Origin of the sequence: Paraclostridium sp. (genome assembly GCF_051656405.1) — a bacterium.
In the GTDB taxonomy this organism is placed as follows: Bacteria; Bacillota; Clostridia; order Peptostreptococcales; family Peptostreptococcaceae; genus Paraclostridium.
In genome coordinates this window covers 1-19,038 of sequence record NZ_JBOGBV010000028.1, presented here as the reverse complement: position 1 = coordinate 19,038, position 19,038 = coordinate 1, and the positions used below count along the sequence as shown (strand labels likewise).

General features: G+C 27.7%; 16 protein-coding genes. 13 read left to right on the top strand and 3 right to left on the bottom strand.

The annotated features are described in order from the left end of the window. The coding region (locus ACRDDE_RS04265) for an SLC13 family permease (RefSeq protein ID WP_438625756.1) at positions 1-964 on the bottom strand (964 nt) is incomplete at its 3' end. A 507-nt stretch (positions 965-1,471) separates the two neighbouring features. Here ACRDDE_RS04265 and ACRDDE_RS04260 point away from each other — a divergent pair. The 8 genes from ACRDDE_RS04260 to ACRDDE_RS04225 all read left to right on the top strand — a co-directional run bounded on the left by ACRDDE_RS04260 (position 1,472) and on the right by ACRDDE_RS04225 (position 9,482). Beyond that, positions 1,472-2,347: a sulfite exporter TauE/SafE family protein gene (locus tag ACRDDE_RS04260; RefSeq protein WP_438625754.1), complete on the top strand. Its 876-nt coding sequence runs from the start codon at positions 1,472-1,474 to the stop codon at positions 2,345-2,347. A 159-nt stretch (positions 2,348-2,506) separates the two neighbouring features. Continuing rightward, on the top strand, positions 2,507-2,983 hold the full coding sequence (locus ACRDDE_RS04255; protein ID WP_438625752.1) for an LURP-one-related/scramblase family protein: 477 nt from the start codon (positions 2,507-2,509) through the stop codon (positions 2,981-2,983). A gap of 90 nt (positions 2,984-3,073) precedes the next feature. Further along, positions 3,074-3,787 (top strand): carbonic anhydrase, encoded by a 714-nt coding sequence (locus tag ACRDDE_RS04250; RefSeq protein WP_438625750.1) that lies wholly within the window; start codon positions 3,074-3,076, stop codon positions 3,785-3,787. A 129-nt stretch (positions 3,788-3,916) separates the two neighbouring features. Next, positions 3,917-5,839, top strand: coding sequence for an FUSC family protein (locus ACRDDE_RS04245; protein ID WP_438625748.1), 1,923 nt, complete (start codon positions 3,917-3,919; stop codon positions 5,837-5,839). A gap of 214 nt (positions 5,840-6,053) precedes the next feature. Then, a complete protein-coding gene (locus tag ACRDDE_RS04240; protein ID WP_438625746.1) occupies positions 6,054-7,490 on the top strand; it encodes a carbon starvation CstA family protein in 1,437 nt (478 codons plus the stop codon). Between the two features lie 153 nt (positions 7,491-7,643). Further along, a complete protein-coding gene (locus ACRDDE_RS04235; protein WP_438625744.1) occupies positions 7,644-8,108 on the top strand; it encodes a MarR family winged helix-turn-helix transcriptional regulator in 465 nt (154 codons plus the stop codon). A gap of 13 nt (positions 8,109-8,121) precedes the next feature. Next, positions 8,122-8,565, top strand: coding sequence for a GNAT family N-acetyltransferase (locus ACRDDE_RS04230; protein WP_438625742.1), 444 nt, complete (start codon positions 8,122-8,124; stop codon positions 8,563-8,565). A 107-nt stretch (positions 8,566-8,672) separates the two neighbouring features. Further along, positions 8,673-9,482 (top strand): L,D-transpeptidase family protein, encoded by an 810-nt coding sequence (locus ACRDDE_RS04225; RefSeq protein WP_438625740.1) that lies wholly within the window; start codon positions 8,673-8,675, stop codon positions 9,480-9,482. A 20-nt stretch (positions 9,483-9,502) separates the two neighbouring features. Here ACRDDE_RS04225 and ACRDDE_RS04220 read toward each other — a convergent pair whose 3' ends face one another. Further along, positions 9,503-10,636, bottom strand: a complete 1,134-nt coding sequence (locus ACRDDE_RS04220; protein WP_438625738.1) for an AI-2E family transporter — start codon at positions 10,634-10,636, stop codon at positions 9,503-9,505. A gap of 182 nt (positions 10,637-10,818) precedes the next feature. Here ACRDDE_RS04220 and ACRDDE_RS04215 point away from each other — a divergent pair, with 182 nt between their 5' ends. The 4 genes from ACRDDE_RS04215 to ACRDDE_RS04200 all read left to right on the top strand — a co-directional run bounded on the left by ACRDDE_RS04215 (position 10,819) and on the right by ACRDDE_RS04200 (position 16,218). Next, the gene (locus ACRDDE_RS04215; protein ID WP_438625736.1) at positions 10,819-12,594 is read left to right on the top strand and encodes a BglG family transcription antiterminator; all 1,776 of its coding nucleotides are present in this window, start codon (positions 10,819-10,821) and stop codon (positions 12,592-12,594) included. A 118-nt stretch (positions 12,595-12,712) separates the two neighbouring features. After that, positions 12,713-13,630 (top strand): 1-phosphofructokinase, encoded by a 918-nt coding sequence (gene pfkB, locus ACRDDE_RS04210; RefSeq protein ID WP_438625735.1) that lies wholly within the window; start codon positions 12,713-12,715, stop codon positions 13,628-13,630. A 5-nt stretch (positions 13,631-13,635) separates the two neighbouring features. After that, complete coding sequence (locus tag ACRDDE_RS04205) at positions 13,636-15,531, top strand: PTS fructose transporter subunit IIABC (RefSeq protein ID WP_438625733.1); 1,896 nt, start codon at positions 13,636-13,638, stop codon at positions 15,529-15,531. Between the two features lie 192 nt (positions 15,532-15,723). Next, the gene (locus ACRDDE_RS04200; protein ID WP_438625731.1) at positions 15,724-16,218 is read left to right on the top strand and encodes a hypothetical protein; all 495 of its coding nucleotides are present in this window, start codon (positions 15,724-15,726) and stop codon (positions 16,216-16,218) included. A gap of 3 nt (positions 16,219-16,221) precedes the next feature. Here the strand turns inward: ACRDDE_RS04200 and ACRDDE_RS04195 are convergent, their stop codons facing one another. After that, positions 16,222-16,770 (bottom strand): hypothetical protein, encoded by a 549-nt coding sequence (locus tag ACRDDE_RS04195; RefSeq protein ID WP_438625730.1) that lies wholly within the window; start codon positions 16,768-16,770, stop codon positions 16,222-16,224. Between the two features lie 359 nt (positions 16,771-17,129). Between ACRDDE_RS04195 and ACRDDE_RS04190 the strand changes: the two genes are divergently transcribed. Next, positions 17,130-19,038, top strand: a 1,909-nt coding sequence (locus ACRDDE_RS04190) for a cation-translocating P-type ATPase (protein ID WP_438625728.1), incomplete at its 3' end; no start/stop codon positions are given.

Here is a 19,038-nt window from a genome sequence, read left to right as displayed (position 1 = left end):
TATTTGTAAATCCAGATAAAAGCATAGTAGCTGGAACATTACTTATAACCTGACTAGATAGTATTGAAGTTATAAAAGTAGACTGAGGACTATTTAAAATACCCATCATAAAACTTCTAATAGAATCCATTGTAGAAATATTTCCTATAAATATGAAAAATCCTATAAATGTAATAAGTAATGAATAATCAATTTGTATTAGTAATTTTTTATTTAAGATAAGTACAGTTAATAAAGTTATAATAAACGCTAGCCTATAGTCTACTATATGAAAAACAGATAAAAGTATAATAGCAAATAATATAGAAAAGAAAATTACATCTTTTTTATTTTTAATTTCTACATCTTCTAAGTGTAAGTCTAACTTGATTTTTTTACTTTTTAATATGATAACACTTAAAAACAGTACAGATAAAATTACCAAAGGAGCAGTTATCTTAAAAAAGTCACTAGGATCTAAATTATAAAAAGAGTATATAAATAGATTTTGAGGATTGCCCATAGGAGTAAAACTACTTCCTAAATTTGCAGCAAGTGTTTGTAAAATAACTATTTTTAACACATTAATATCTGATTTTTTAGCAACTACTATACTAAGAGGAACAAAGGTAATAAGTGCGACATCATTTGTGACTATCATTGACGCTAAAAAAGTTATAAACACAAGTGCAAATGATATTGACGTATAAGTACTACATTTTCTTAGTAACGATATAGCGATGCTATCTAAAACTTTGAGTTCCTTAAAAGCTGCAACAACTACCATAAGATTAAATAGTAGTATTAAAACTTTAAAATCAATATATAATAATTTTGGACTAGATATAAAAGAAGTTATAATTGCTAAAGAAACTGAAAGTATTAGTACTATTTCTTTTTTTATAAATTTTTTAAAATTATTCTTATTAGAGTTATGATTATCAATTATTGGAATTGATAGTTCTTGGCTGTTATTATTAAGCATTTAAAATCTCCCTATATGTTTTTTCTACCTTAAAAGATTTTACAATAGAAGCTTATTTTTATCTATAAGTAAAATTAAAAAATATCATAAAAAATTATAATTTAGGACATCATATACTTAATGAAAGATACGTCTAAAAAATGACAATAGTCTGAAAATTGACGTTATGAAAATAAAATCTAAAAAGCAAGTAAAATAGCCAATAATAGAATGTTTTTATCTGATGTATTAAAAAAAACACGTCTGTTTATTGACTTTTTGACAAGTTTAGAATAAATTACACAAAATTTTAAGAATAAATAGATTCCAATGCAAATATATATAAAATACCAAAGATTTGAAAGATTTCAACGATTTAAAATTTTATTGTTAATAAAAGAACAAGTGGCACAATACTTGCTTTTTTAAAAGGTATTAGGCTTTTACAGGGGGTGAAAGTTAAAATGAGCCGACTCACGAATGTGATGATTAAGGGGAAAAAACAAGTATATATTAGGGGGTTCAACTATGATTAACGTAATAAGAGTTTTACTAGGCGTATTTACAGCTTTCTTTGGATTTTCATACTTCAAGGATATAGCAAAAGCAAAATCAGAAAACAACTTTGAAGATGTATCAGCAGGTAAAGCAGTAGCAACAGGTTTTGTAACAGACTTTTTTGATACACTGGGAATAGGGTCTTTTGCACCAACGGTTGCAATGTTTAATGCTTTAAAGATGAATATATCAGACAGATTAATACCTGGTACATTAAATGTATGTCACACTATACCAGTTGTCTTAGAAGCATTTATATTCACAACTGTTATAAAGGTAGATCCAGTAACTTTAATATGCTTAATAGGAGCAGCTGTAGTAGGTTCATACCTTGGAGCTGGAGTTATAGCTAAGATGGATGAACGTAAGATACAAATTATAATGGGTATTGCATTAGCAATAACTGCACTTTTAATGTTATTAGCTCAATTAGAATTAATGCCTGGAGGCGGAACTGCTACAGGATTAAGTGGAGCAAAACTAGTTATAGGAATAATAGGTAATTTTATATTAGGAGCATTAATGACTGCAGGTGTTGGATTATATTCTCCATGTATGGCTATGGTTTACTTCTTAGGAATGTCACCAGATGTTGCTTTCCCTATAATGATGGGATCTTGCGCAATGTTAATGCCAGTTGCAAGTACTAAGTTTATAAAAGAAGGAGCTTATGCTAAGAAAACTTCATTCTTTATAACAATAGGTGGAGTTGTAGGAGTATTTATAGCTGCATTTATAGTTAAGAGTATGCCAATTGATATATTAAAATGGGTAGTTATAGTAGTTATAACTTACACTTCTATATCAATGTTAAGAAAAGCATTTAAACCTGAAAGAGCAGAATAATTTAATATAATAAAAAAGAAAGTGATTTTTATCACTTTCTTTTTTTGTATTAAAATTTATAAATAGAAAACTTAAAATCTATTGATATTATCATTATGAATACAAGTAAACTATATAATAGATAATATAGGTAAATATTAAATTTGAAGGGGAAGAATAATGAAATATTATATGAAATCTAAATTGTTTAAAATTAAAGAAGACTTCTGGATACAAAATGAAGAAAATGAAGAGGTATTCTTTGTAGATAATAAATTATTTGCAGTAGGGCTTCAATTTGATCTTATTAAAGATGAAAAAAAATTATATTCTGTTAAAGAAACTGTAATATCACTGCTAGCTAAATATCAAGTTAAAGAAGGCAATGAAGTTGTAGCGGAAGTAAATAAAAAACCTTCGTTTATGAGAGATAGTATAAAAATAGAAAGTAAATATGGGGATTTAAATGTAACAGGGGATATAATTGATCACAATTATGAAATATATAAAGGAAGTGAGCAAATAGCTAGAATTCATAAAGAAGTTTTTACTTTTACAGATAGTTATAATGTAGAAACTGATTTTGAAGATGAAGCATTTATTTTAACTTTAGCAGTTATAGTTGACGATATAATTGATAAACAAAGAAGTAAATAATTTAAAATTGGGTATTTTTTCGCATCAATATATATATTTAGGAAACAATAAGTTTGGAAAAATAATATTTATAAGTATAGGTGATATAATATGAAAGAAAAAAAAGAATTATTGTTAGCAATTTTTATACTTTTAGGATTATTTTGCGCAAAAACATTCGTTGAAGAATTAGAAAAAAAGAGTTTAAGTAATGATACTCAAAATATTATTCAAACTTATAGTGATACTAAAGAAGATCCATTAAATAGATTAAAAAAAGGAAATGAAATATATTTAGAGGCTACATACAATAAAAATATAATCGATAAAGACACAAGAAAAAAACTCAATGAAGACGGACAAAAGCCTTATGCTGTTATTTTAACTTGTTCTGACTCAAGAGTAGTTCCTGAAAATATATTTTACACAGGGCTAGGAGAGCTATTTGTAATTAGGGTAGCTGGAAATGTAATTGATGATACTGTATTAGGAAGTATTGAATATGCTATAAGCAAGTTAGATGTATCATTAGTTGTAGTTATGGGCCATAATGATTGTGGAGCTGTAGAGGTAGTATCTAAAGAAAATCTAAATGGAAAGTTGAAAATGTTGGGGCAAAAGATTAAACCAAGTTATGAAAAAGCAAAATTACAAGGTGGATCACAAGAAGAAATTTATAATAATGCAGTTGAGTTTAATACTAAGAATTCGATTAATTTAATTAAAGAAAATGAAATAGTAAAAAAATATATTGATGAGAAAAAAGTTAAAGTAACTGGGTCTAATTACGATATGGAAACAGGCTTAGTTAAATGGTTAGACTAATTTTATAATTCGAAAAATTTAAACTTAAAGGGAGTAATACGAAATTACTCCTTTTGTGTTTTAAAAGCATATAAGTAGTGGTATATACTTCTATAGAAAAATTTTGATAAACATCAAAGGAGATTTATTATGGAGAAGAAAAAAATCTTATCTACTACCATAATGTTTGTAGTTATAGTAACAGCAATTATAGGTTTTAAAAGTGTGTTTGGAGATGCAAATACATTGGTTGGAGTTGCAGGTATCACAGCCGCTCTATCTTTACTAGGAACAGATTATACTATAAACCCAGTAAGAAATACAATATATTTTGTATGTTTAGAGGTTGGATTAGGTGTAGGGGCTTTTCTAGCCGCAAACAATTCACTTTTAGCATTAATTATAACTTTTATAGTAATATTTACTGTTTTATATAATTTTACATATAATACTAAAAAACCTACGTATGTAGCTTTTACATTAGGGTATCTATTTATGTTATATAGTCCTGTAGATATAAAAGAATTACCAACTAGATTGGTGGCACTTGCATTTTGTGGATTAGCAATAATGGCAATTCAGATGATAGCTAATAAAAATAAGCTTAAAACACAATCTAAAAAAATAATAAAGAGTTCTATAGAGTACATAAATGAGGAAATAAACTGTATATTAGAAAATAAAAATTTAGATTTTGTAAATGAGTTAAACAAAAAAACATACATAGGAATAAGAGATTTAGTATCTGATATGTATAAAAGAATAGATAAAGATATAAACTTACCTATTGAAATTATGCAAAGTTTATTTATAAGTAGATTTTTAGAAAGTATTAACTTAACAATAGGTAAAATTAAGGATGATAGAAATGACAATGAAGGTTATTTTAAAACATTAAATGAAGTAAAGAACTTATTAGTAGAAATTGGTAATTTTACAAATGAAAATTTAAGCATAGACGAATTAATAAATAAGATAGGTAGCTATGCTGAAGATACAGATAAAATAAATCCAAGTTACTATTTAATATATGAACTTAAAGATGCAGCAGATTTATTAAGCTATGATTTAAAAGATTCAAGGGATAAAAAAATAGATAAAATTAAGGAAAATTATTTTGTAACGAATTTATTAGATAGAGTAGATGATTTAAAAAATAATATAAGTAAGGACTCTCTTAAATTTACCTTTGCATTAAGAGGAGCTATTGTTACAAGTATTGGTGTTTTTATAGTTAGTATTTTCAATCTTGAATATGGAAAATGGTTAGTCTTTAGTTTATCATCTATAGTTCAACCTTATCTTGAAGCTAGTCAAGTAAAAGGTAAGGATAGACTTGTAGGTACTGTAATAGGTTTGGTAATTTTTGAAATTTTATTTTACTTAATAAAAGACAATTCAGCTAGAGTATTAGTTATACTTGTAGTTGGATATATAAGTAACTTCCAAACTAAATACAAAGATCAAATGATATGTACAACAATTTCTGCTTTAGGAGCAGCAGCTATGACGAGTAGTTTAGAGATGATATCTATAAATAGACTAGTATTTGTTGTTGCAGGTACTATAATTGCATTATACGCAAATAAAGTTATACTACCTTACAAAATGAGTGATGTAACTAAAAAAGATATTGAAAAATCGATAATGATAAATGAAAAAGTACTTTCAAAGCTATATGAATTAGGCAGATTAGATTTAAAAATAGATGATGATATTAAAGAGATGATATTTGTAAATAACTTAATAAATAAAAAAATAGATATAAACAACTTAACACTTTTATCAAATAGTATTGATGACTTTTTATATAATCAACGAATGTTTATGAATGATATTAGATTTTTAGTAAATAATTTTAGAAAAATTAGCCAATGTAATGTCGGAGTAGTAGATTTAGTTTATGATGTAGATAAGCTAATGTATAGGGATAATTCTAAAGAGGATATAATTAAGTGCTTTAATAAAAGAACTGATAAGTTTAGCCAATTAGTTTTAGTAGATGCTCTAGAGCTAAAAGAAAATATAATAAATTCTAAGAAACTATTTAAACAAATTTCAAGTGAATTCTAAGAAAATTTATTCATGAAATGCATTTTATTACACGAAAAATGCATTTCATGAACATAAAATAACGTTTAACTCATCAATCGACAAATTAAAACATGAATACATATATAATGATGTTAAGAAAAGATTTTCTTAACATCATTTTTTTACGCTTAAGGAAATTATAGGACATGAGCAAAGCGAATTTTTATTAACTTTTAGGGAAGGAGCGATTGATGTGATAAGTTTTTTAGGATCAATAGCGTTACTTATAATTGGGTATTATACTTATGGTAAATTTGTAGAAAGAACTTTTGGAATTGATGATAGCATCAATACACCAGCAACTACACTTGAAGATGGTGTAGATTACATTCCAATGAAATGGAAAAAAATATTCCTTATACAATTCTTAAATATAGCAGGACTGGGACCTATATTTGGAGCAATACAAGGTGCTTTATTTGGACCAGCAGCATTTTTATGGATAGTGTTTGGAACAATATTTGCAGGAGGAGTTCATGACTTCTTATCTGGATATTTATCAATGAAAAACAGAGGTGACTCAGCTTCTGAACTAGTTGGAAAATACTTAGGAAATTCAACTAAAAACTTAATGAGAGTATTTACAGTTGTACTTTTAATATTAGTTGGTACTGTATTTATGACAGGACCAGCAGCACTGTTAACAACTTTAACATCAATAGATGCTAAAATATGGGTTGTTGTAATAGTAATATACTATATAGCTGCCACTGTTTTACCAGTAGATGCAGTTATAGGAAAGATATATCCACTATTTGGAGCAGCACTTTTAATAATGGCTTTAGGAGTTGCAGGAGGGTTAATATTTAAAGGTTATGATATACCAAATATAGCACTTCACAATTTACATCCGCAAGGACAACCATTATTTCCATTCTTATTTATAACAATAGCATGTGGAGCAATATCTGGATTCCATGCAACACAATCTCCTATGATGGCAAGATGTGTTGAAAAAGAAAGTGAAGCTAGAAGAGTATTCTATGGTTCAATGGTTGCAGAAGGTATAATAGCTTTAATATGGGCAGCAGCAGCTATGACATTCTTTGGAGGAGTTCCTCAATTAGATGTTATATTATCTCAAGGTGGACCAGCTACAGTTGTAAATGTTATATCAAATACTTTAATGGGACCAATAGGTGGAGCTCTTGCAATATTAGGAGTTGTAGTTTGTCCTATAACTAGTGGAGATACAGCATTTAGAAGTGCAAGACTTACAATAGCAGATGCAATGAAGATAGATCAAAGTAGCATAAAAAATAGATTTATGATATCTATACCACTATTTATAATAGGTATAGCACTTACTTTCATAGATTTCAACATAATATGGAGATATTTCTCTTGGGCTAACCAAACATTAGCTATGATAATGTTATGGACAGGATCAGCATACTTAGCAAAACATAATAAAAATCATTATATAAGTACTATACCTGCTATATTCATGACAGCTGTAACATTTGCATATATAATGCAAGCACCAGAAGGATTTAGATTACACGCTGGAATATCTAATGCAATAGGTATTGGGATTGCTATAGTATTCACTATATTATTTGCACGAAAAGCTAAAAAATTAAGAAATGAAAATAAAGAATTAAGAAATGAAAATAAAGAATTAGCATAGGCATTAAGTTAGTATTTCATATATATATATAAAATAAGGGTAGGATCTTTTAAAAGATTCTGCCTTTATTTATATATAAATACTTGAAAGTTCAAGTATTTTATGATAATTTGAAAATAGGTGAAAGTTCAAGTATTTTAAAGGAGGAATTAAATGAGCTATTTAATTCTTAGAGAAATAGGCAAGATTGCAAGGTGTTTACAAACAATAAGTGATGTAGAGTTTAGAGAAATAGGATTAGAAAAAGGACAGTACTTATTTCTAGTAAGAATATGTGAAAATCCAGGAATTAATCAAGAAGCATTATCTAACTTATTAAATGTAGATAGAACAACAACTGCAAAAGCTATTAAAAAATTAGTTGAGAAAGATTATGTTATTAAAAGGCATAATGAAAATGATAAAAGAGCTTATGAGCTATATCCATCAGAAAAAGCTGATCAAATACATTTAATTTTAAAAAGTGAAGAGGAATTATCCACAAAAAATTCATTAAATGGATTTAGTGAAGAAGAAGTAGATATGCTATTTACTTTATTAGAAAGAATGAGAAAGAATATAGAAAAAGATTGGGAATATGTAAAAAAAGGAAATAAAAGAGACTATACAAACAAATAGAGGAGGCAACTATATGGAATGGAAATTAAAAAAGTATGAGGAATTAACTTTAGATGAACTATATGAGATATTAAGTGTGAGAGTAGAAGTATTTGTAGTAGAACAAAAGTGTCCATATCAAGATGTAGATTTTAAAGATAAAAACTCATATCATTTATTTGCTAAAGAAAATGGCAAGATTGCAGCTTATGTAAGAATTTTAGCAAAAGGAATATCGTTTGAAGAAGTTTCTATAGGAAGAGTATTAACAAGTAAAGATTATAGAGGTAAGGGTTTAGCAAAAGAAATTATGTTAAAAGCTATAGAGTTTATAGAAAATGAGCTAAATCAAATAGAAATTAAAATATCAGCTCAAGCATATTTAATAGAATTTTATAAGAGCTTAGGATTTAAAGAAGTATCGGATATATATTTAGAAGATGATATTCCTCATCTTGATATGTTATATAGAAAGTAATATATAAATAAGTATTAAACTAAGTTGTTACGGAAATGATATATTTTTTAACACACCATTACAAAGCAAATTTTATATGATATATAGGAAGAAAAAACTTAAAGGGAGTGAGTATCATAAAAAAATTTGTAGCTTTTATTGTGTGTGTACTTATGGTAGTTGGAAATACTGCCTATGTAGCTGCTAACAGCTATAAATCCAATGAAAAAAATACTAGATATATGATAGCTCAAAACACAATTAGTAAGATGAAAGTAAATGCCAGTTCATTAAATATAAGAAGTGGGCCAGATACAAATTATAAAAAAATAGGAAGCTTAAAAAGAGGAACTCTTATTGATACTATAGATAAATGTGGAATTTGGTACAAGATAAAATATAAAAATAGTTATGGATGGTGTAGTGGAGATTTTTTATTGCAAGTAAATAGCAATATTGATAATAATGGAACAGCAAATAATAGTAATCAAAACTTATCAAAGGGAGATTATATAATAATAAAAACATCTAATAATACTATGGCGTATTATAAAGATGGTATTTTGGTTAAAGAATTTAATGTAGCTACAGGAAAAAAATCAACTCCTACACCAAAGGGAAAATTTAAGATAGTAAATAAAATTGTAAATAGACCTTATTATAAAGATAACATAAAAGGTGGAGATCCTAGAAATCCGTTAGGAAATAGATGGTTAGGGCTTCAAGTAGGTAGTACTTATGGAACTACTTATGCTATACACGGAAATAATAGTGAAAGTAGCATAGGTAAGGGTATATCAGCTGGATGTGTTAGAATGCATAATAGTGATATAAAATGGCTATTTGATCAAGTTCCAAAACAAACTACAGTTATAATAAGTGATTCGAGTCAAAGTTATAAGCAAATAGGAACATCTTATAATATTAATTTGCAATAAAAATAGACTAGAGTTAAACTCTAGTCTATTTTTGATAATTTTTGAGGTTGCTTTGTATTAGCCATATATCTATTAACATATATGATAATTACTCCCATTATAGGAACTGATAACATCATTCCGATAAATCCTGTATAATTACCAGCAAGTGTAACTGCTAATATGGTAAGAACAGGTGGAACTCCAACTTGTTTTCCTACAAAATGAGGTTCTAATATAGCACTTTCTAATTGTTGAACAACTACCATTACAACTAAAACCCAAAGTGCTTTATTAAATGAGAAGAATAGGTTTATAAACACAGCAACTACAGTACCTATAATTGGTCCAAAGAATGGAATCATATTTGTTATACCAATTATTATTCCGACAAATACTGGATACTGAGATTTTAATAATACTAAAATTATAGTACAAAACGTTCCATATATTAAAGAGTCTATAAACTTAGCAATTATATAAGAACCTATATTTTTATCAAGGATTTTCCCAAATTCTTTTGCTTTTAAATAGAATTTACCAAATAAACATTCGCATAAGTCATTAACTATTTGAATTGTTTTTTCTTTAGAAATTAAGAAGTAAATAGAAATAACAATTCCTAAGAATATATTTACTGTGTAAGTTACTACTAAACCTATAAGTTCTAGTAATGTTTGGCTAAGAACTCCTGCAATTGATGTCATTGTAGGGATTATGGAATTTGTAATAAACTCTTTTATTTGTAGTGTAGACTCAGGATTTTTAGTGCTTATTTTAAATGTTGAAAGTAGGGAATTTATTAAATTTTCGACTTCATTTATATTATGAGGCATAAATGAATATAAATCAGTTATATTTTTTTGCATAATTGGAACAACATATAACCATATGAATACTAAACAAGCTAGAAGTAGCCCATATATTATAGATACGCTAATACCTCTATTTAATTTGAACTTTTTTTGCAAGAAAGTCATAGGTTTGTCAAGTATATAAGCAATTAAGAATCCTATTACAAAAGGAGTTAACACACCTGATATTATGGTAATATTAGTTTTGGTAAATGCTATAATGTGATCAAAATTTTTGTAAAGTATAACTCCTATAAAAAATACTACAATAGGAATTATATACCGTATCGAATTTGAAATTTCGTCAATTAATTTCTTCATATGTCCCCCTAAAAATAAATTTTGAAAATTAATATTCTATGTAGTATAACATTTTTTTTATTAACTTTAAACCACAAAAATATAACAAAAGTTTAAATGTATTTTTATTTATTTGAAAGCTATAGGTCAGTTATAGTAAAATTAAGAAGTAATATAAACAATTATGATAAGGGTTGATGATATTGAATAGTACTTTAAATAAAAGGCAGAGTAAAATTATTAATATATTAAAAAATAGTAAACAACCTATAAGCAGTAAGGCATTAGCGGAGGATATAGGTTGTTCGACAAAGACAATTCAAGTAGAAGTAAAAAATATAAACTCTATAATGGATAGTGTAAAAATAGAATCCTCAAGGGGAGTAGGATATAACTTAGCTGGAGATATAAGTAGTCTAAAGGATATAAAAGATGAATCTATAAGAGATGATTTTGATAGAATTAGTTATATACTTAAAAAAATAATTTTATTATATAATGGGGATACATTAAAAATAGAAAATCTAGCGGATGAAATGTATGTTAGCCTATCAACTATAAAAAATGACTTAAAAGAAGTTAAAGAAATTCTCAAAATGTACAATCTAAAAGTAATATCAAAGCATAAATTAGGTATTGGAATTGACGGAGATAAAAATAACCTAATTAGATGTATAACAGAAAGTAGCTTAAAGTATGAAGATATAAATATTGAAGATTTTTTTAGTGAATTTGTAAGTTTAAATATGATATCAATCCGAAATGAAATTTTAAATAAGCTTGAAAATGAAAGTATTGTTTTTACTGATTATGAGTTTAATAATATGTTTAATTACATACTTTTATATTTGTCTTTAGAAAACAAGAGTGATTATAAAGACTATATAGATAAATATATAAACCATTACAAAGAAAAGGTACAAAATAAAAATACTGAAAGTACAAAAAACAAGGTGCTAGATTCTATAGATAAGTTTATTGAAAACTTAAAGCTTGCAACATCTATTGATTTAAGCGATGATGAAGTTTTTAAGGATTATCTATGTAAACATATAATTAGCTTTTGTATAAAAAATGATTTAAATATAAACAATCAAAGTATTATATCTAATGATATTAAACTTAAGTATCCATTTGCATTTGAACTAGCTAATATAGCTAAAACTACATTAGAAGAAGACCTAAATATAGATATAAATGAAAGTGAAGTAGCAAACATTGCTATTCATATAGGAGGAGCACTTCAAAGAAGTTCAAGTAATGAAAAAGATAAAGTTTTGAAAACTATAATAGTGTGTGCATCAGGTATAGGTACATCAATGCTTATAAAGGCTAAGTTAGAAGCAAAGTTTGAAAAACGACTTGAAGTTTTAAAAGTGATTCCATCATATTTAATTGATTATGTAGGTGTTATGGATGTAGATTTTATAATAGCTACAGTTCCTGTGGAAGTTAAAAATATTCCAGTTATTGAAATATCACCTTTTTTAGATGATAAAGAAGTGAATATAATTGAAAAGTTCTTAGATACTGGAAACATATATTATAATGTTAATTTATCAGATATATTTAGCGAAGACTTATTTTTTATAGATTTAGACTTTGATAATAAGTATGATGTAATAAATTATATGTCAGATAAGCTATTAGAAAATAATTATATAGATGAGGAAATGAAAAATTCTTATATAGAAAGAGAAAAAATTGCTACTACGGAAATCGGAAATATGGTAGCCATACCTCATGGAGCACATGGTAAAGTTTTTAAAAATGCTATAGCTATAGGCATTTTGAAAAGTAGTATACATTGGGAAGTTGGACAAGTAAGACTTGTGGTAATGCTATCGCTTCAAAAGGAAAGTATATTAAACTATGAAGATTTATTTTCTAATATATATAAAAGAATAGATTCTATTGCCAAGGTAATAAGTATATGTGAATCTAAGAAGTACGAAAAGTTTATATCTATGTTTAAATAAAACTAAATATATTTATTTCGACAAATTTCTCTTTTGATTAAGAGAAATTTTTTGTCTTTTAGGAAAATGTATTCAAGGTTATTATAAATATATAAGATAATACTAGCGAGGTGATAATATGATTTACACAGTAACACTTAATCCATCTATAGATTATGTAATAAAATTAGATGCATTAAAAACAGGAGAAGTAAATAGAACAAACGAAGAACACGTATACCCAGGTGGTAAAGGAATAAATGTATCGTTAATATTAAACGAGCTTGGATACAATAACAAGGCATTAGGATTTGTAAGTGGATTTACAGGAGCATATATAAAAGACACTTTAAGATATAAAGGTTTAGAAGAAGATTTTATAAACTTAGAAAACGGATTTACAAGAATAAATGTAAAAGTAAAAAGTAGTAATGAAACTGAAATAAATGGACAAGGTCCAATAATTAACGATACGGCTTTAAATGAATTATATACAAAGCTAGATAAACTTGAGGAAAACGATGTATTAGTTTTGGCAGGAAGCATACCAAATACATTAGATTCTTCTCTTTATGAAAATATAATGAAGAGATTAGAAAATAAAAATATAAAGATTGTAGTAGATGCAACTAAAGATTTGTTGATGAATGTTTTAAAACATAAACCATTTTTAATAAAACCAAATAACCATGAATTAGAAGAGTTATTCAATGTTAAATTAGGAAATATTAATGAAATAATAGCTTATGCAAATAAGTTAAAAGAAATGGGTGCTAAAAATGTATTAGTATCTATGGGAAAAGATGGTGCACTTTTAATTAGTGAAAATGGAGAAATTCTTGTAAGTAATGTTGCAAATGGAGAAGTAAAAAATTCTGTAGGAGCAGGAGATTCTATGGTAGCAGGATTTATTGCAGGATATTTAGAATCAAAGTCTTACGAAAAAGCACTGCAATTAGGAACAGCTAGTGGAGGTGCAACAGCATTTTCAAATGATTTGGCAACTAAAGAATATATATATAAATTAATAGATGAAATTAAAGTTGAAAGGAGATAAATTTTATGAGAATAGTAGATTTAATAGACAAAAGATCTATAAGCCTTGCTTTAAAAGCAAAAGATAAAAAAGAGGCAATAGATAAATTAGTAGATTTAGTAAATAACAGTGGAAATTTAAATGATAGATTAGAGTATAAAGATGCTATAATAGCTCGTGAAAATCAAAGTACAACAGGTATTGGAGAAGGAATAGCTATACCACATGCTAAAACCAAAGCAGTTAAAAATGCGTGTTTAGCAGCAGCAGTTTGTAAAAATGGTGTAGACTACGAATCTTTTGACGGAAGTTTGTCTCATTTATTTTTTATGATTGCAGCTCCAGAAGGTGCAAATAATACTCACTTAGAGGTATTATCTAGATTATCTACAATACTTATGGATGAAGAATTTAGATCAGAGTTAATAAATGCACAAAATGAAGATGAGTTTTTAAATTTAATAGATTACAAAGAAAAAGAAAAATTTCCAGAAGAAGAAAAAGAAGAAGTTTTAGAACCAAAGAAAGTTAAAGATTCAAAATACCCTCAGGTTTTAGCAGTTACAGCATGTCCAACAGGTATAGCTCATACTTTTATGGCAGCTGAAAGTCTAAACAAGCAAGCGGAAAAGATGGGAATTAGTATAAAAGTAGAAACTAACGGGTCATCAGGGGCTAAGAATATTTTAACTAAAGAAGAAATTGAAAATACAAATGCTATAATAGTTGCAGCTGACAAAAAAGTAGACATGGCAAGATTTAATGGTAAAAAAGTTATAATAACTAAAGTTGCTAATGGAATTCATAAAGCAGAGGAATTAATAACTAAAGCTGTAGATGGAGATGCTCCTATATATAATCACGGAGGCAATGTTGAATCGTCAGAAGAAAAAGAGGATGAAACTGCATTTAGAAAAGTGTATAAACATTTAATGAATGGAGTATCTAATATGTTACCGTTTGTTGTAAGTGGTGGTATATTAATCGCATTAGCATTCTTATTAGATAATTATTCTATAAATCCAGCAAACTTTGGATCAAATACACCAATTGCTGCATTCTTTAAATCTATAGGAGATGTTGCTTTTGGATTTATGTTACCTGTACTTGCAGGATATATAGCATACAGTATAGCTGATAGACCGGCATTAGTTGTAGGTTTTGTTGGTGGAGCACTTGCAAATGCAGGTGGATCAGGATTCTTAGGAGCATTACTTGCAGGATTTTTAGCAGGATATTTAGTTCTTGGGCTTAAAAAAATATTTAGTGTATTACCAGATTCATTAGATGGTATAAAACCTGTATTGTTATATCCACTATTTGGAACACTTTTAATGGGAGTTATAATGACTTTTGTAATAATACCTCCAGTTGCAGCATTAAATACGGGTATAACTAATTTATTAAATGGACTTGGAACAAGCTCAAAGTTAGTTCTTGGATTAGTACTAGGTGGAATGATGGCTATAGATATGGGTGGACCTATAAATAAGGCAGCTTATGTATTTGGGGTAGCATCACTTCAATCAGGTCAATATGAGATAATGGCAGCAGTTATGGCAGGAGGAATGGTACCACCATTATCAATAGCTCTTGCTACAACTTTCTTTAAAAATAGATTTACAAAAGAACAACAAGAATCAGGAAAAGTTAACTATATAATGGGATTATCATTTATAACAGAAGGTGCTATACCATTTGCAGCAGCAGATCCTTTAAAAGTTATACCAGCTTGTGTTTTAGGATCAGCTACAGCAGGGGCTCTTAGTATGATGTTTAATGCAACACTTAGAGCACCTCATGGAGGAATATTCGTAGTTCCGGTTGTAGGTCATCCTATAGCTTACTTAGGAGCTATAGTGGCAGGGTCTTTAGTAGGCATGTTTGCACTAGCGGCATTAAAAAAACCTATAGAAAATTAGTATAAACTAGAATAATAATTAATAAAAATATAAGAATAGACTATGGAGAGCATTTTATCCATAGTCTATTTTGCGTTTGCCTTAAAAAAATAACTTTATATAAAATTATATTAAAAAGACTAAGTGTAACAAATTACGACATCATGGATTTTGTATAATATTATCAATGAATTAATACATGGAGGAAAAAATATGAAACAAAAAAGATCTATAGGAATAATTATAATTAGTTTATTATGTGCATTTATGTTAACAGGATGTACAAATAGCAATCAAAGTGTAGATAAAAAAGTAAATATAAATAACAATGCAGAAAAATCACCTATAGAGGTTGACGATATAGAATTTGTTGGGTTAGAAATATCACAACCAGATTCAATCGGTCAGAGGTATATAAAAACAAAGGTAAAAAATAATTCAAACTTAACAATAACTAGCATAAGAGTTGAACTTAAAATAGGAGATAAAGAAACTACTTATATAGCATCAAATAAAACACTTAATCCAGGACAGACAAGTGATGATATAAAATGTTTTGGCCCAAAAAGTGGTGATATAAGTGATATAGAAGCTAAAAGTATAAATATTAAAGTGAATGAAGATGGTAAAATGGTGTTTGTAGACTATGATACAAAATTAGGTGAGTATAATGTTTTAGAAGCTAATATAGAAAAGGAAGAAGAATAATTACTACTTCTTCCTAATATAGTAAATAACCATTAAAAATGCTCCGGTCATTGCATATATCATATCTTGCATAGTGTCTTTTAAGCCACCAGCTTGAGTTGTCATATTAAAGAACTTATCAAGTAAATACTCTACTATTTCGCAAAGTCCAGATACTCCTAATGAAAAGAAAAAAATGACTATGAAAAATAATATTTTATCTGTTAAAGTTGGGGTATTATAGTATTTTAAAATATTCCAACCTATTTTTACACTTATAAAGCCTGACCAAAAATGAAGAAAGCTATCATAAGGTTTAAATATATCGTACATTCCATAGCATGAACCTATCAAAAATGAAAAAAGTACAAATAGATTTCCTACTATATACAAAGGTGGATCTATTATGTAAAAGTTTTTCATATAAGCTTTTGTAAGTATAAATAGTATGATTAAACATATAAAACTAATAGAACTTTTTCCGTAATCCTTATTAAATAAAAAGTAACCTACAGAAAAAATGTATATAGCGTAAAGTGAATATCTAAATATTTTTAAACTATTTTTATTCATAAGCATACCTTCCTATATAAAAAAATTTATAACTAGTATGTGTACGTTATCTAAATTTATTACATATGTAAAATACATGAAATGTTAAATGAATGTTAAAAAACAAAAACATGTTACAGATCTGTTGCAAAAATAAAAAAAAAGTATATAATAATTTATATAAATAATTTAGTACTCCTTGAAGGGGAGTAGCTTTCGTTAAAAAACGATAATCAATCGCCAATTTCGGATTTAAAGATCCCGGTTGATTAGCAAGATAAACCTTGTTAGCGAGACCTTCAAGTAAACTTTGTTTTGATTTTAAAATAGAGTTTGCTTGGAGGTCTTTATTATTTAAATAAATTAGGTGGAGGCAAATTATGTTTTACAAAAAAAGTATCGATGAAATATTAAGTCAATTAAACTCAAGTTTAAATGGTTTAAGTTCAGACAAAGCACATGACATACTATTAGAGCATGGATACAACGAGTTAAAAGAAAAAGAAAAAACTCCTACATGGAAGTTATTTTTAGAAACTTTTAAGGATCCACTAGTTATCATATTATTAATAGCGGCATTGGTTCAAGCGTTCTTAGGAGAAGCTGTAGAGTGTGGAATAATATTTGCGGTTTTAATTTTAAACTCTATATTATCGGTAGTTCAAACGAAAAAAGCAGAAGGATCTTTAGCAAGTCTTAAAAAATTATCAGTTCCAAATGCAAAAATTATAAGAGATGGTATAAAGGTTACAGTTCCATCAAGAAATGTAGTACCAGGGGATATAATAATTTTAGAAGCGGGGGATTATGTACCAGCAGATGGTAGAATTTTAGAATCTCAAAACTTAAAAGTTGTAGAGGGAATGCTTACAGGAGAAGCAGAACCTGTGTTAAAGCATGAAGAAGTAATAAGTGAAGATGTAGCACTAGGAGATCAAAAGAATATGGTATTTAGTGGATCTATGGTAGTTTACGGTAGAGGGACATATTTAGTAACTCAAACTGCTATGGACACAGAAATGGGTAAAATTGCAGATTTACTAGAAAATGCAGAAAATAAGCAAACACCACTTCAGATAAAACTAGATGAGTTTAGTAAAAAATTAGGTGTAGGTATAGTAATATTAGCAGCTTTAATCTTTGGAATAGAAGTATTCAGAGGTGGAGAAGTAGTAGATTCATTTATGTTTGCAATAGCTATAGCAGTTGCGGCTATACCAGAGGCTTTATCTTCTATAGTAACTATAGTATTAGCAGTTGGAACTAATAATATGGCAAAAAAACAAGCTATAATTAGAAAATTACCAGCGGTTGAAACATTAGGATCAACAAGTGTTATATGTACAGATAAGACTGGAACATTAACTCAAAATAAGATGACAGTTGTAGATGATTTTGTTTACGATACGGAAAAAATATTAGAAAATGATGAAGATTTTGAAACAGCAGCAACAAAAGAGATATCTAAACAAAAGAGTTTCCTTATATTAAGTTCAGCACTTTGTAATGATTCAGATAAAACTAACGAAGGTGCTGAAATAGGGGATCCTACAGAAATAGCACTTATGAATTACACTGACAAAAGCGGATTTGATTATAAAGAAATAAGAGACTTAAATACTAGATTAAGTGAATTACCATTTGATAGTGATAGAAAACTGATGACTACTGTTAATAAGGTTGATGGAGAAGTAGTTATGTTTACAAAAGGGGCTCCGGATGTAATATTTAATAGATGTAAGTATGCATTAGTAGGAGACGAAGTTGTAAAGGCTAGTGATGAGATAATTGATGAATACAAGAAAATGAACGAAGAATTTTCTAATAAAGCATTAAGAGTTTTAGCATTTGCAACAAAGAGAGTAGAAGATGAAAGTTTTGTACCAACAATTGAAGATGAAAATAACTTAACTTTAATCGGGCTTACTGCAATGATAGATCCTCCTAGAGAAGAAGTTTATGAAGCAGTAGAAAATGCTAGAAAATCTGGTATAAAAACTGTCATGATAACAGGAGACCACAAAACAACTGCAAAAGCAATAGCTGTAGATATCGGAATATTTGAAGATGGAGATATGGCTCTTACAGGTAGTGAATTAGATGCATTAACTGATGAAGAGTTAGATAGAGATTTAGATCATATATCAGTATATGCAAGAGTTTCACCAGAAAATAAAATAAGAATAGTAAAAGCATGGCAAAGAAAAGGAAAAGTTTGTGCAATGACAGGAGATGGAGTAAATGATGCTCCAGCTTTAAAACAAGCAGATATAGGTATAGGAATGGGAA

Bases quoted from the DNA above. Each gene is read 5' to 3' on its own strand.
- ACRDDE_RS04260 (WP_438625754.1), top strand. From the start codon at position 1,472: ATGATTAACGTAATAAGAGTTTTACTAGGCGTATTTACAGCTTTCTTT.
- ACRDDE_RS04255 (WP_438625752.1), top strand. From the start codon at position 2,507: ATGAAATATTATATGAAATCTAAATTGTTTAAAATTAAAGAAGACTTC.
- ACRDDE_RS04250 (WP_438625750.1), top strand. From the start codon at position 3,074: ATGAAAGAAAAAAAAGAATTATTGTTAGCAATTTTTATACTTTTAGGA.
- ACRDDE_RS04245 (WP_438625748.1), top strand. From the start codon at position 3,917: ATGGAGAAGAAAAAAATCTTATCTACTACCATAATGTTTGTAGTTATA.
- ACRDDE_RS04235 (WP_438625744.1), top strand. From the start codon at position 7,644: ATGAGCTATTTAATTCTTAGAGAAATAGGCAAGATTGCAAGGTGTTTA.
- ACRDDE_RS04230 (WP_438625742.1), top strand. From the start codon at position 8,122: ATGGAATGGAAATTAAAAAAGTATGAGGAATTAACTTTAGATGAACTA.
- ACRDDE_RS04220 (WP_438625738.1), bottom strand. From the start codon at position 10,636: ATGAAGAAATTAATTGACGAAATTTCAAATTCGATACGGTATATAATT.
- pfkB (WP_438625735.1), top strand. From the start codon at position 12,713: ATGATTTACACAGTAACACTTAATCCATCTATAGATTATGTAATAAAA.
- ACRDDE_RS04205 (WP_438625733.1), top strand. From the start codon at position 13,636: ATGAGAATAGTAGATTTAATAGACAAAAGATCTATAAGCCTTGCTTTA.
- ACRDDE_RS04200 (WP_438625731.1), top strand. From the start codon at position 15,724: ATGAAACAAAAAAGATCTATAGGAATAATTATAATTAGTTTATTATGT.
- ACRDDE_RS04195 (WP_438625730.1), bottom strand. From the start codon at position 16,770: ATGAATAAAAATAGTTTAAAAATATTTAGATATTCACTTTACGCTATA.